A 13,130-nucleotide genomic window follows, 5' to 3' on the forward strand; every position below is an offset into this window, starting at 1 on the left:
TCACGGTGGGGCCGCGCTCACGGCGCCGTCTCGCGCAGCACGTAGCCGATGCCGCGGACGGTGTGGATGAGCCGGGAACCGCCGTTCACCTCGGTCTTGCGCCGCAGGTAGCCGATGTAGACCTCGAGCGAGTTCGCGGTGGTCGGGAAGTCGTAGCCCCACACCTCGTTGAGGAGCCACGAGCGCTCGAGCACGCGGCGAGGGTGCTCGAGGAACGTCTGCAGCAGGGCGAACTCCGTGCGGGTGAGGGACACGCGCGCCTCGCCGCGCGTCACCTCGCGGCTGCCCAGGTCGAGCCGCAGGTCCTCGAACGTCAGCACCTGGCTGGACGCCGGCGCCGTGCCCGGCTCCTCGTTCTCCGGACGCGAGCGCCGCGTGAGGGCGCGGAGGCGGGCCATCAGCTCGTCGAGCGCGAAGGGCTTGGCCATGTAGTCGTCGGCGCCGGCGTCCAGGCCGTCGACGCGGTCGCCGACGGCGTCGCGCGCCGTCAGCACGAGAATCGGCACATCGTTGCCCTGGCCGCGCAGCATCCGGGTGGTCTCGAGGCCGTCGAGGCGCGGCATCATCACGTCCATGATCACCGCATCGGCGCGGTGTGTGGAGAGGTGGGCCAGCGCCTCGACCCCGTCGGATGCGGACGCGACCTCGTAGCCGCTGTACTGCAGGGATCGCTTCAGCGAATCCCGCACGGCTTGGTCGTCATCCACCACGAGGATGTGCATGGGCGTCATCCTAACGGTGCTGGAGCTCGCGCACCTTCGCAAGCACGCCGGGCAGGGCCGCCTCGATGGCGGCCATGGTGGTGTCGAACCCCTCGGGCCCGCCGTACCACGGGTCGTCGACGCCGGAGCCGGGCTCGGCGTCCGGGTCGAAGTCGGTGAGCAGGGCGAGCTGGTCGGCGTCCGGGGCGATGCGGCGCATGCGGTCGAGGTGGATCTGCTCCAGGCCGATCACGAGGTCGGCCCCCGCGATCTCCTCGGCGGTGATGCGGTGGGCGCGGTGGCCCTCGGCGTCGTGACCGTGGCGCGTGAGCACGGCGCGGGCGCGCGGGTCGATGGGGTTGCCCAGCTCCTCGGAGCTCACACCGGCCGAGGTGAAGCGGACGCCCTCGAGACCCTCGGCGCGGGCCGCCGTCTGCGCCATCCGCTCCGCCATGGGTGAGCGGCAGATGTTGCCCCAGCAGACGAAGACGACCTCGATGTCGCGGGCCATCAGGTGTGCCGCTCCCCGCGGTTGCCGACGAACGAGTTGAGGATGAAGCTCACCACCGACACGATCACGGCGCCCCAGAACGCCGACCAGAAGCCGGTGACACCCCACCCGACGCCGATCTGGGCGCACACCCAACTCGTCAGCATGAGCAGCGCGGCGTTGATGACGAGGAGGAACAGCCCGAGCGTGATCAGCAGCAGGGGGGAGGTGACGAACACGAAGAGCGGCTTCACCAGCGCGTTCACGAGCCCGAAGATGGCAGCCACGATGAGGATGGTGAGCACGGCGTCGGCCGGCCGGTCGGTGACGTCGAGCCAGATGCCGTCCAGCACCCAGGTGGCGAGGCCCAGCGACAGGGCGCTGACCAGGAAACGAATGATCACGGCCCCCATCCTCCCATGTGCGCAACAATGGCGGCTCCGGGGCGCAGGCCCCGGTGCCCCCGATGACCCCCCGGCACCACAGAGAGGCCCCGCCGTGATCGACCTGGCCGGACGCCACTTCCTCAAGGAGGTGGATTTCACCCCGGACGAGTGGAACCAGCTCGTCGCGTTGACGCGGCAGCTGAAGGCCGAGCGCCGTTCCGGCACCGAGCGGCAGCGGTTGGCGGGCAAGAACCTGGCGCTGATCTTCGAGAAGGCCTCCACGCGCACGCGGGCGGCGTTCGAGGTCGCGGCCCGGCACCAGGGGGCCTTCACGACGTACCTCGACCCCGCGGGGTCCCACATCGGCGCCAAGGAGTCCGCGGCGGACACCGCCTGCGTGCTCAGCCGCATGTACGACGGCATCGAGTTCCGGGGAAACAGCCAGGACACGGTGGAGACGCTGGCCGAGTTCAGCTCCGTGCCGGTGTGGAACGGCCTGACCGACGAGTGGCACCCCACCCAGTCGCTGTGCGACGCGTTCACGATGGTGGAATCGGCCGGACGCCCCGGGAGCGACATCGCCTTCGCCTACCTCGGCGACGCCCGGTTCAACATGGGCAACTCGATGCTGGTGATGGGCGCGATGATGGGCATGGACGTCCGGCTCGTCGCCCCCGCGGCCTTCCAGCCCGACCCGCGGTTGGTGTCGGGGGCGCGGGAGATCGCGTCCATGACCGGGGGACGCGTCACCGTGACCGACGATGTGGCGCACGGCGTCGAGGGCGCCGACTTCGTCCACACGGACGTGTGGGTGTCGATGGGGGAGCCGAAGGGCGTCTGGGCGGAGCGGTGCCGCATGTTGGCGCCCTACCGGGTGACCCGCCAGGTGATGGAGGCCACCGGCAAGCCGGAGGCCAAGTTCATGCACTGCCTGCCGGCCTTCCACGACCTCAACACCTCCACGGCGCGCATCGTGCACGATCTGACGGGGATGCGGGAGCTGGAGGTCTCCGACGAGGTGTTCAACTCGGAGGCGTCCCTGGTGTTCGAGCAGGCCGAGAACCGGCTTCACTCCATCAAGGCCGTGCTGGTCGCCACGCTGTCGGGCTGCTGACCCCCCCCGCAACGCAGACGAGCGAGGCCGGAGGGCCTCGCTCGTTGCTGGGGGAAAGGGTCGGGGTCGCTAGAAGACCCGGATGCGGTTGCCGCCGATCGGAACCAGGTTGAGGATCAACCCCACGACGATGAGGATGATGCCGATCGTGGTCAACGGGAATCCGGTGTCCACCAACAGACCGATGATGAGCAGGATGACGCCCAGCGAAACCATCAGTTCGCTCCTTCCTGTTGCCCTTTCCCGGACGGTTGTCCGGTGGCGCGAGCATGGCACCCTTGGTGGCCGTCTGCCCGCGGATGCGGGCAGACGCGCCGCCAAATCCACCCTTTCGGGTGAGCTGTGGGGCGTGGGGACGCTGCGGACCGCCACTCGCCCCGCGAAGGCCCGCCCCGCGGCGCCCCGTCGCCCGTCATGATGGACCCTGTGCAGACGTGGGATGGCCCGACGATCGCCGCGACCGTGTTCCTGGTGGCCGAGTACCTCATCAAGATCTGGGCGATCGGCGTCGTCCCGGAGAATCGGCGGCCGTCGTCGTCCAACGCGTGGCTGCTGCTGATCCTGCTCCTCCCCGCGGTCGGCCTGCCGTTGTTCTTCCTGCTCGGCAGCCCGTTCATCAACGGGCGACGCCATGAGATCCAGCGCGAGGCGAACCAACTCATGGCGGCGCGCACCGACCACCTGCCCGACGTGCCCGCGGGGGTGGACGTGCCGGTGGAGCTCGAGTCGTTGATCCATCTCAACCGGCGGCTCACCGCGCTGCCTGCGGTGACCTCGGTGAATCGCGGCCTGAGCAGCGACTACGCGGAGTCGATCGCGCGCATGACGGCGTCGGTCGAACGGGCCGAGCACTACGTGCACATCGAGATCTACATCGTCGCGTGGGACGCGACGACCGACCCGTTCTTCACCGCCTGCGCGGCGGCGGCCGCCCGCGGCGTCCGGGTGAAGCTGTTGCTCGACCACATCGGGTCGCGCAAGTACCCCGGCTTCCGCCAGCTCCTGCCCCGCCTGCACGCGGCCGGCATCGACGCCCACCTCATGCTGCCGTTGCAGCCCTGGCGGGGACGCTGGCGGCGCCCGGATCTGCGCAACCACCGCAAACTCGTCGTCGTGGACGGCCGCGAGGGGCACATGGGCAGTCTCAACATGATTGACTCCAGCTACCTTGTCCGGAAGAACCAGAAGCTCGGGCGGCACTGGCACGAGGTGACCGTCGAGCTGAGCGGGGAGATCGTCGCGGCGCTGGATGCGGTGTTCGCCGTCGACTGGTACACCGAGACCCACCAGGCGACGCCGGAGCGCCACGTCGACATCGGGGACCGGCCGGTGGGGGGCCCGGTGAACCTGTTCCAGCTCGTACCGTCGGGCCCCGGGTTCGAGACCGAGCCGAACCTGCGGTTGTTCGTGAACCTGATGCACCTGGCCCAGGAGCGGTTGACGATCTGCAGCCCGTACTTCGTGCCGGACGAGTCACTGCTGAACGCCATCACGACGACGGCGATGCGGGGCGTCCAGGTGGAGTTGTTCGTCAGCGAGCAGGCGGACCAGTTCATGGTCGACCACGCGCAGTCGTCGTACTACCGGGCGCTGCTGAACGCGGGCGTGCGCATTTACCGCTACCCGAAGCCGGCGGTGCTGCACGCCAAGTTCTTCACGGTCGACGACCTGGTCGGCGTCGTCGGGTCGTCGAACATGGACATGCGCTCGTTCGGCCTCAACTACGAGATCAGCCTGTTGGGCTACGGGGGCGACATGGTGGACGAGCTGCAGCGCATCGCGGCGGAGTACCGCGAGGAGTGCATCGAGCTGACTAGCGAGGCGTGGGACGAGCGTCCGTGGCACCAGCGGTACCTCGATTCGGTCTTCCGGCTGACGTCGGCGCTGCAGTGAGGCCGGGGTGCGCCACGTCACGGCGAGGGGTGGCCAGCGGCGGACCATGACTGGTGACCTACGGTTACGTAACGGTAGAATCTTGGCGATGGACACGCGCGACGCCTCGGCACCGGATGCGGCCGACCTCATCCAGCTGCTCACGCCGACCGGGCAGCGGGTCGATCACGCCCGGTTCACCTGGCGTCACGATGACGCCGTCCTGGTCGACCATCTGCGCACGATGGTGCTGGCGCGGCGATTCGACAGCGAGGCGACGGCACTCCAGCGCAAGGGGGAGCTGGGGCTCTGGGTGCCCATGCTCGGCCAGGAGGCGGCCCAGGTGGGGTCCGGCGCTGCCGTGGGCCCGCACGACATGGTGTTCCCCAGCTACCGCGAGCACGCCGTGGCCATGATGATGGGCGTCGACCCGGTCACCATGCTCGGCACCTTCCGCGGCACCACGATGGTGGACTGGGACAGTCGGGCCCTCCGCTTCCACCTCTATTCCTTCGTCATCGGCACCCAGGCCCTCCACGCTGTCGGCTACGCCATGGGCCTGCAGCGCGACGGCCTGGTCGGCAACGACGATCCGGACGCCAACGGTGCGGTCGTCGTCTACTTCGGCGACGGCGCCACCAGCCAGGGTGACGTCAACGAGGCGCTCGTGTTCGCGTCCAGCTATGCGACGCCGACCGTCTTCTTCGTGCAGAACAACCAGTGGGCGATCAGCGAGCCGATCGCGCTGCAGTCCCGCATCCCGCTCTACCAGCGCGCGAGCGGATTCGGCATCCCGGCGGTGCGCGTCGACGGCAACGACGTGCTCGCCGTCCAGGCCGTCACCGAGTGGGCGATGAACCGCGCCCGCAGCGGCGAAGGGCCGACCTTCATCGAGGCCTTCACCTACCGCATGGGCGCGCACACCACGTCCGACGACCCCACCAAGTACCGCCGGCGCGAGGAGGAGCAGGCCTGGCGCGCCAAGGATCCGGTGGCCCGGCTCACCCTCTACCTGCTCGGGCAGGGGGCCATCGACAAAGCGTGGCTGGACGCCCTCGACGCCGAGGCGGACGCGTTCGGCGTCCGCATCCGCGAGGGCTGCCTGGCGCTGCCGGTGCCGAAGCTCGAGGACCTCTGGGCCCACACCTACGCCACCCTGCCGGACGCCCTCGTGGCGCAGCGGGCGGATCAGCTCGCCTACGAGGCGTCCTTCGAGGAGGCCTGATGGGGGAGCAGATGACGATGGCGCGGGCGTTGAACGCCGGCCTGCACCGCGCCCTCGAGGCGGATCCGAAGGTGCTGCTGGCGGGGGAGGACATCGGCAAGCTCGGCGGCGTCTTCCGCATCACCGAGCACCTGCAGCGCGACTTCGGGCCGGAGCGGGTGGTCGACTCCCCGCTCGCGGAGTCGGGCATCGTCGGTACGGCGCTGGGCCTGGCGTTGCGCGGCTACCGTCCGGTCGTCGAGATCCAGTTCGACGGTTTCGTCTACCCGGCGTTCGACCAGATCGTGTCCCAGGTCTCGCGGATGCGGTTCCGGTCGATGGGACGCCTCAGCGTGCCGATGGTCGTCCGCATCCCCTACGGCGGGGGCATCGGCGCGATCGAGCACCATTCGGAGTCACCCGAGGCCTACTTCGCGCACACCCCCGGTCTCGTCGTCGTGACCCCGTCGACGCCGCTGGACGCCTACTGGATGATCCAGCAGGCCATCGCGCACGACGACCCCGTCATCTTCCTCGAGCCCAAGCGCCGCTACCACGAGAAGGGCGAGGTCGACCTGTCCGAGCCCCCACTGCGTCTGGACGCCGCCCGCACCGTGCTGACGGGCGACGATGTGACCCTGCTCACCTACGGGCCGATGGTGAAGACCTGCGTCGAGGCGGCGCTGGCCGCGTCCGCCGAGGGCCGCAGCGTCGAGGTCGTCGACCTGCGCAGCCTCGCGCCACTCGACGACGCGACCGTCCTCGCCTCCGTCGAGCGCACCGGGCGCGCGATCGTCGTCCACGAGGCCGTCCGCACCGGCGGCATTGGCGCGGAACTCGCCGCCCGCATCCAGGAACGGTGCTTCTACGCGCTGGAGTCCCCCGTGTTGCGCGTCACGGGTCACGACCTGCCGTACCCTCCCAGCAAGGCCGAACACACCTACCTGCCCGACCTCGACCGCATCCTGGATGCCGTCGACCGCAGCCTCGCCCACTAGGAGTCCGCGCATGTTCGAGATGAAGCTGACCGACCCCGGCGAGGGGTTGGTCGAGGCCGAGATCGTCGCGTGGCACGTCGCGCCCGGGGACGCCGTGAAGATCAACGACGTTGTCGTCGAGGTGGAGACGGCCAAGTCCGTCGTCGAGCTGCCGAGCCCGTTCGAGGGCGTCGTCGGTGAGCTGCGCTGCGAGGTCGGCGACGTGGTCGAGGTGGGCAGCGTCATCATGACCGTGTTCGACGCGGACGACCCGGGCGAGAACCCGCCGGACGGGGCGACGACCGGGGCCGAGTCCGAGGGACAGTCCGCGACCCGGGAACCGGCCGGGGCCCAGACCGAGTCAGCGACGGATGCCGCGGGCGCCGGTGATGCGACGCCGGAGGCGTCCGGGGCGCTGCTCGTGGGCTACGGCGCGGCGCAGGCGCCAGCCACGCGGCGTCCGCGCAAGGGCGTCGCCCGGCCGGACGCGGGCCCGCAGGGCGGGCAGGTCAACGAGTCGTACGGGCTGGACGAGACGCCGGCCCACAAGGTGGACGAGGTCTACTACACCAGCCCCATCGACGACGAACCGGCCGAGCCGCCGCTGCCGCAGCCGTCCGAGGCGCGGGCCCGGGGGGCGGCGGTGGCGCCGACCGACCCGGTGGGGCGTCCGCTGGCCAAGCCGGCCGTACGCCGGCTCGCACGCGATCTCGGACTGGACCTCGCCACCGTCGCCGGCACCGGCCCGGGAGGCAGCATCACGCCGAACGATGTGGCGCAGGCGGCAGCAGGGGAGGCCGGGGGGCGGCGTCCGACCACCCGGATCCCGCTGCGCGGCGTGCGCCGGCAGATGGTGCAGTCGATGACCGCGTCGCTGCAGGTGCCGCAGGCGTCGGTCTGGATGGACGTCGACGTCACGAACACCGTCGAGCTGATCGAACAGCTGCGGGGACGCCGGGAGTTCGCGGGGCTGCGGATCTCACCGATCCTCGTGCTGGCCAAGGCCGTGTGCCTGGCGATGCAGCGCCACCCGGACGTGAACGGCACGCTGGATCTCGAGCGTGGCGAGATCGTCGTGCGGCCCGACGTGAACCTCGGCATCGCCGCGGCGACGCAGCGCGGCCTGGTGGTGCCCAACATCAAGCGCGCCAACGAGCTCAACCTGGTGGAGCTCGCCCAGGCGTTGAACGACCTGGTCGCGACCGTGCGGGAGGGCCGGATCACCCCGGCGGACGCCGCGGACGGCACGTTCACCATCACCAACGTCGGCGTGTTCGGCGTCGAGGGGGGCACGCCGATCCTCAACCCGGGGGAGTCGGCCATCCTGTTGCTGGGCACGTTCAACCGGCGACCGTGGGTCGTGGGCGAGGGGGCGGACGAGCGCATCGTCATCCGGTCGGTCGCGAAGCTCACGTTGTCGATCGACCACCGGGTGCTGGACGGGGAGCAGGCGTCGCGTTTCCTGGCCGACGTGGCCACGATCCTCACCGATCCGGGCCTGGCGCTGCTCTACTGAGTCGGCCAACCACACGTCGGCTTCCGTCACGGCGGGGAAGCGTCAGGAGGTGAACGGCATGACGAGGATGGGAAAGACCGCCGGGTAAGGCAACTACGTCGCCCAGACCCACGCCCAGCGCCTCGGGCAGCGTGACGCGGCGGCCGTCGCGACCGGGTGGGCCCTGGTGGCGGCGGTCGGCGGATGCGTCGCGGGGGCGTCCGGGTTCGCGGGCGGCTGGGCGAGTGGGGTCGTGGGCTGGGTCGCCACGGTGCTGTTCGGCGCCACAGCCTGGTGGATGTCCGGCACGCTCCGGCGCAATCCGGTGCTGCTGCCGCGCGGCGCGCCCGTGCGGCCGCCGCACCTGTTGCGTTCGACCCTCACGATCCTGGCCGTGCTCCTGGCGCTCCTCGCGGTTGCGTTCGCCCTGATCGCGCCGCAGTTGGACGCCGCCGGGCGCCTGGTGCTGGCCGCGTGCCTCGGTGGTGCGGGTGCGGTCATCGCGACGGGGATGCTGCCCACGGTGCTGCGGCTGCGCCGCAAGGAGCAACTCCTGGCGGACGCGCTGCGCGCCCGGCCCGACCTCAGGGCTGCCTTCGACGAGGCCCGGCGTCGCCACGACGGCCCCCGGTGACCTCTGGTCTAATGGACGCCATGTCGGACGACCCCAACCCCTGGCAGCGCTCCCAACCCCATCCGGACCCCTGGGCCCCACCCGCCCCCGCGCCGGGTGACGAACCGCCGGCACCTCCGCAGGCCGTCAACCCCTACGCTGCGCCGTCGCACACTCCGCCCCCGCCGAGCGGGGCCTCGGCCTACCCCACCAGCGCGCCATCCGCGCCCTACCCACCCCACCCGCAGCAGCCCGGCTACCCCCAGGCCACGTATCCGCCGCAGAATGGCCCCGCCCAGCAGCCCTACGCTCCGGGCGCCTACGCCGGCGGCGCAGCCTATGGCCCCGCGCCGACACCGTCGCAGCGGGGCAACGCTCTCGGCGGCCTCCTCGACTTCTCGTTCGCCACGTACGCGACGCCCGCTGCGGCGAAGGCCATCTACATCCTCGCGATCGTGGCGTTCGTCGGCGGCTGGCTGGGGGACGTGCTGAACGGTCTGCAGGGGTACCCCGTGGCGATGGCCTCGCCCTTCCTCACCCTGCTGTTCGGCTGGGTGCCCGCGCTGCTGGGCATCTGCTTGGTCCGCGCGGGTCTGGAGGGGGTCCTCGCCCTCATCCGAACCCACGAGCGGGCGGAGCGCACGGCCGACGATGCCGGGGATTCCTCGGATGCCGGGACCTCCGCCGCCTGACATGGCCGCGGCGTCCACCAACATTGCGTCCACCAGCACGGCGACCACCGATCTGGGGGCGATCCGGCACAATCTCGCCGGGGTGCGGGCCCGCGTTGGCGACCGGCTGGTGCTGGCCGCCGTGAAGGCGAACGCCTACGGCCACGGCGCGCTCGCGGTCGCCCGCATGATCGATCAGGCCGCCGCCGCGGACTGGCTCGGCGTCGCCACCGCCGCCGAGGCGCTCGAACTCCGGGAGGCCGGCGTCCGCCTGCCGATGCTGATCTTCAGCCCGGTGGTCTCGGACGCCGCGGCCCTGGCCTGCGTCCGGGCGGGAGTCGACCTCACCGTCGCCTCGGCCGACACCCTCGACAAGGTGAGCAGGGCCGCCGCCCAGGCGGGGGTTCCGGCGTCGGTGCACCTCAAGGTGGACACGGGCATGCGCCGCATCGGCTGCCCACCGGACGCCGCGCCCGACCTTGCCCGGCGCGCGGACGCCGCCGGCCTCCACCTGCGGGGGCTGTTCTCCCACCTACCCGTCTCGGACACCGAGGACGGCCGGGCCTTCACCGACGAGCAGACCGCGCGGTTCGCCGCGGTCGCGGACGCCGTCGCCGCGGCCCGCGGGCGGGTGGAGCTGGTTCACCTGGCCAACTCCGGTGGCGTGCTGATGCACCCGGGCACGTGGTTCGACCTGGTGCGGCCCGGCGTGATGGTCTACGGCAACCTGCCCGACCCCACGACCGACCCCACCGTCGACCTCCGGCCGGCCCTGCGCTGGACGACGCGGGTGTCGTTCGTGAAGCGTGTGGCGGCGGGGGAGACGGTCGGCTACGGCCGGACGTGGACGGCGGCGTCCGACACGATCGTCGCGACCATCCCGGTGGGGTACGGCGACGGCTACAGCCGGCAGCTTTCGAACCGCGGCCGGGTGCTGGTGGGGGGCCGGTCGTGCCCGGTCGTCGGCCGGGTGTGCATGGATCAGACGATGGTCAACCTCGGCCCGGACGCCTCAGCGCAGGTGGGCGACGAGGTCGTGCTGCTGGGGGAGCAGGGCTCGGACGCGATCACCGCCCAGGAGCTGGCCGACCTCATGGGCACGATCACCTACGAGGTCACCTGCCTGGTGGGGGCCCGGGTGGGTCGGACGGTCTCCGACCTCAGCTGAGTGCCGGTTGCTGTCGTCGGCCGGAGGGGGACGATGTCGGGGGGAAGGGGTTGGCTTCTCCTGACTCTGACCCCGTGTCTTGTCTCGGAGCCAGCGTTGCGGTGAGCTGAACGCATGAGTGTCAGCGCGCGAGTCCGAGCCACCGTCACCCGCCGAGCGGCACGTGACCTGGTGTTCTGCGGGCTGGGTCTCACGGCGATCACGCATGCAGCGGTGCTGGTGAAGGCTTTGCCGCACACTGCGGTGAGCGGGGGACGCGTGCAAGACCAGCTCCATGGAAAGGTCATCGCTGCTGCGAGCCTGGCCAGCCTGCTGCCAGCCGCGTTGTTGACGGCGCATGTCACGCACGGCCCGGGGCAGCCGAGCCGCCGCGCGACGCGGGCCATGGCTGTCGCAGCAGCTGTGTGTGCCGCCAGCGTCCCTGTACAGCTGGTTGGCACGAAGTTCGAGCGGACGGTCATGGCGCCCACAGCCGCCGCGCTGGCTCTGGGGTATTCGCGACTCGCCGTCAGATGACCGCAAGCGCCCGAACCGGAGCACCCGTGTCGTTGGGAGTCGGCCAGGGCAGTTGAGGTGAGCCCCTTGCATAGTTAGTAAATGGCGGTTTACTAATGGCGTGGCGCGACCGCAGACGTTGAGCGATGACGAGGTACTGGACAGGTTGGTCGACTTCCTGAATGGTCGGGAGGGTCTACGGGCGTGGACGTTGGCTGAGGCCGGTGGCGCGATCGGTCTCTCGCCGGCGGGTCTGCTGAAGCGGTTCGGGTCTCGCAACGGTCTGCTGGCGGCTCTCTCCACCCGGTGGGTGGCGGGGATCCCGGGCTCTCCGCGTCGCCCGGAGGACCCGGAGGGTGAGCTGGCCGCATGGGTGGCGTCCAAGGCTGAACTGGAAGATGGGCGACGTGTGCCCTTGGTCACCCGGCTCTCCCAACTCGTCGGTGACCTGGCCGACCCCGTGCTGGCTGCGTTGCTGGTCGAGGGGTGGCGGCGGGAGCGGGCCTACGTCGCGGCTCTCCTGACCGCTCACGACCTCGCCCGCCTGCCCGACCCTGACCTGGCTGCCGCCCTGCTCCTGGACGCCTTGACCGGGGCGGGTCTGCGTTCCGGTGCCGGCGACGGGGCACAGGCCGAACCACAACAGATCTTCGAGACCCTGATGGAGGCATGGAAATGACGAACCGTACCTGGCAGGGTCGGGTCTTCATCGGCGTGAGCTTGGACGGCTACATCGCCCGACCCGATGGTGGGATCGACTGGCTGACCGACCCACCGGCCTTGGGCCGGGATCACCAAGAGGTGGCCAGCACCGAGCCGGCGATCGAGTGGGAGACCTTCTACCCCGAGGTGGGCCACCTGGTCATGGGCCGCGGCACGTACGAGAAGGTGCTGACCTTTGACGACTGGCCCTACCGCGACAAGCAGGTCATCGTGCTGTCCACAACGCTCGCCGACACCGACGACCGCGTCCGCGTGGCCCGGTCGCTCACCGAGGCCCTCGACCGGCTGGAGGCAGGCCGGGCCAGCCAGGTCTATGTCGACGGCGGTCGCGTCGTGCAAGCGTTTCTGGCCGCAGGCCTGGTCGATGAGATCACGATCGGCACCGCCCCGGTCCTCATCGGCGCGGGCCGCCCGCTCTTCGGGAACATGGACCACGACGTGCATCTTGAGCTGAGAGCTAGCCACGTCAGCGCCTCCGGAATGGTCCACACCACCTACCGCGTCGTCCCCACCCCACCCGTTGCATCCACGAGCGTGGGAGCCAGCGGCGACGCCTGATTTCACCACTGGGTTCCCCACATCATGCGCCACGCCGTTGGGTGTACTCCTCAATGACGACGCCCGAGCGGAACGCGCGTGTGCCGACCAAGTCGAACCTGCGCGGCATTGAGGTCGCTGCGCCGAACAGCGGGACACCGGCACCGAAGGTGAGTGGATTCCGCTTCAGGACGAGGCGGTCAATCTCTGTGATCAGAGCGCCGGCCAGTTGCCCGCCCCCGCATAGCCAGATGCCCAGACCATTTTTCTGTTTCAGTTCTCGGACGGTGGCGAGCGGGTCCGCGGTGAGCGTGATCGTCGGGTCGACGTCACGGATCTGCCGGCTTGCGACGATCTGGCGCAGGTGCGGGTAGGGGTTGTCGATCCCCATGTCGAGGGCGGGGGCAAGGGTGTGCCACCCCATGAACACCGTGTCGAACCGGGTTCCCGGGGGCTGGATGCCCAGCGCGGTGTGCGCGTGGGTGGGGAGGGCGTCCGCGTACTCCCCCAGAACGACGGACATGTGGTCACCATCGGTAAGGAAGGCGTCAAAGCCCCCGGCGCAGTCGGCAATGTAGCCGTCGATGCTGGCTGCCACGTAGTAGACAAGTTCTCGCATTGCGCGCTCCAATCACAACAGATGTCGTGGCGAAACTACAGCAGGCGTCGTGGTTCCGGCTAGTC

General features: G+C 70.4%; 15 protein-coding genes. 10 read left to right on the forward strand and 5 right to left on the reverse strand.

The window, feature by feature from the left end:
* Nucleotides 1-17: 17 nt before the first annotated feature.
* The 3 genes from IFY26_RS01105 to IFY26_RS01115 are packed head-to-tail and all read right to left on the reverse strand — an operon-like array spanning nt 18 to nt 1,595.
* The gene (locus tag IFY26_RS01105; RefSeq protein ID WP_232547163.1) at nt 18-722 is read right to left on the reverse strand and encodes a response regulator transcription factor; all 705 of its coding nucleotides are present in this window, start codon (nt 720-722) and stop codon (nt 18-20) included.
* 10 nt (nt 723-732) lie between these two features.
* Nucleotides 733-1,212 carry a low molecular weight protein-tyrosine-phosphatase gene (locus tag IFY26_RS01110; protein ID WP_269778957.1) on the reverse strand — a complete coding sequence of 160 codons (480 nt, stop codon included), beginning with the start codon at nt 1,210-1,212 and terminating at the stop codon, nt 733-735.
* The gene (locus tag IFY26_RS01115; protein WP_416046537.1) at nt 1,212-1,595 is read right to left on the reverse strand and encodes a phage holin family protein; all 384 of its coding nucleotides are present in this window, start codon (nt 1,593-1,595) and stop codon (nt 1,212-1,214) included. The genes IFY26_RS01110 and IFY26_RS01115 overlap by 1 nt, the downstream gene beginning before the upstream one ends.
* 94 nt (nt 1,596-1,689) lie before the next feature.
* Between IFY26_RS01115 and argF the strand changes: the two genes are divergently transcribed.
* Entirely contained in the window at nt 1,690-2,691 is a 1,002-nt protein-coding gene (gene argF / locus IFY26_RS01120; RefSeq protein WP_232547165.1) for an ornithine carbamoyltransferase, read from the forward strand.
* A 69-nt stretch (nt 2,692-2,760) separates the two neighbouring features.
* Here the strand turns inward: argF and IFY26_RS01125 are convergent, their stop codons facing one another.
* The gene (locus tag IFY26_RS01125; protein WP_232547166.1) at nt 2,761-2,907 is read right to left on the reverse strand and encodes a hypothetical protein; all 147 of its coding nucleotides are present in this window, start codon (nt 2,905-2,907) and stop codon (nt 2,761-2,763) included.
* A gap of 210 nt (nt 2,908-3,117) precedes the next feature.
* On the opposite strand from IFY26_RS01125, the gene cls reads away from it, so the two are divergent.
* The 9 genes from cls (at nt 3,118) to IFY26_RS01170 (ending at nt 12,467) form a co-directional block, all read left to right on the forward strand.
* Nucleotides 3,118-4,584 carry a cardiolipin synthase gene (cls, locus tag IFY26_RS01130; protein ID WP_232547167.1) on the forward strand — a complete coding sequence of 489 codons (1,467 nt, stop codon included), beginning with the start codon at nt 3,118-3,120 and terminating at the stop codon, nt 4,582-4,584.
* An 88-nt stretch (nt 4,585-4,672) separates the two neighbouring features.
* The gene (pdhA, locus tag IFY26_RS01135) at nt 4,673-5,788 is read left to right on the forward strand and encodes a pyruvate dehydrogenase (acetyl-transferring) E1 component subunit alpha (RefSeq protein WP_232547168.1); all 1,116 of its coding nucleotides are present in this window, start codon (nt 4,673-4,675) and stop codon (nt 5,786-5,788) included.
* Nucleotides 5,788-6,765 carry an alpha-ketoacid dehydrogenase subunit beta gene (locus IFY26_RS01140; RefSeq protein WP_232547169.1) on the forward strand — a complete coding sequence of 326 codons (978 nt, stop codon included), beginning with the start codon at nt 5,788-5,790 and terminating at the stop codon, nt 6,763-6,765. The genes pdhA and IFY26_RS01140 overlap by 1 nt, the downstream gene beginning before the upstream one ends.
* Before the next feature lie 10 nt (nt 6,766-6,775).
* Entirely contained in the window at nt 6,776-8,260 is a 1,485-nt protein-coding gene (locus tag IFY26_RS01145; RefSeq protein WP_232547170.1) for a dihydrolipoamide acetyltransferase family protein, read from the forward strand.
* 166 nt (nt 8,261-8,426) lie between these two features.
* A complete protein-coding gene (locus tag IFY26_RS01150) occupies nt 8,427-8,873 on the forward strand; it encodes a hypothetical protein (RefSeq protein WP_232547171.1) in 447 nt (148 codons plus the stop codon).
* Between the two features lie 20 nt (nt 8,874-8,893).
* Entirely contained in the window at nt 8,894-9,544 is a 651-nt protein-coding gene (locus IFY26_RS01155) for a DUF4282 domain-containing protein (RefSeq protein WP_232547172.1), read from the forward strand.
* A complete protein-coding gene (gene alr / locus IFY26_RS01160) occupies nt 9,522-10,691 on the forward strand; it encodes an alanine racemase (RefSeq protein WP_232547173.1) in 1,170 nt (389 codons plus the stop codon). The genes IFY26_RS01155 and alr overlap by 23 nt, the downstream gene beginning before the upstream one ends.
* 616 nt (nt 10,692-11,307) lie before the next feature.
* Entirely contained in the window at nt 11,308-11,865 is a 558-nt protein-coding gene (locus tag IFY26_RS01165) for a hypothetical protein (RefSeq protein ID WP_232547174.1), read from the forward strand.
* Entirely contained in the window at nt 11,862-12,467 is a 606-nt protein-coding gene (locus IFY26_RS01170; RefSeq protein ID WP_232547175.1) for a dihydrofolate reductase family protein, read from the forward strand. Before IFY26_RS01165 ends, IFY26_RS01170 begins: the two co-directional genes overlap by 4 nt.
* Nucleotides 12,468-12,489: 22 nt before the next feature.
* Here IFY26_RS01170 and IFY26_RS01175 read toward each other — a convergent pair whose 3' ends face one another.
* Nucleotides 12,490-13,065 (reverse strand): dihydrofolate reductase family protein, encoded by a 576-nt coding sequence (locus IFY26_RS01175; protein ID WP_232547176.1) that lies wholly within the window; start codon nt 13,063-13,065, stop codon nt 12,490-12,492.
* Between the last annotated feature and the right edge of the window lie 65 nt (nt 13,066-13,130).

Source organism: Propioniciclava soli (assembly GCF_014858005.1).
Taxonomy (GTDB): Bacteria; Actinomycetota; Actinomycetes; order Propionibacteriales; family Propionibacteriaceae; genus Propioniciclava; species Propioniciclava soli.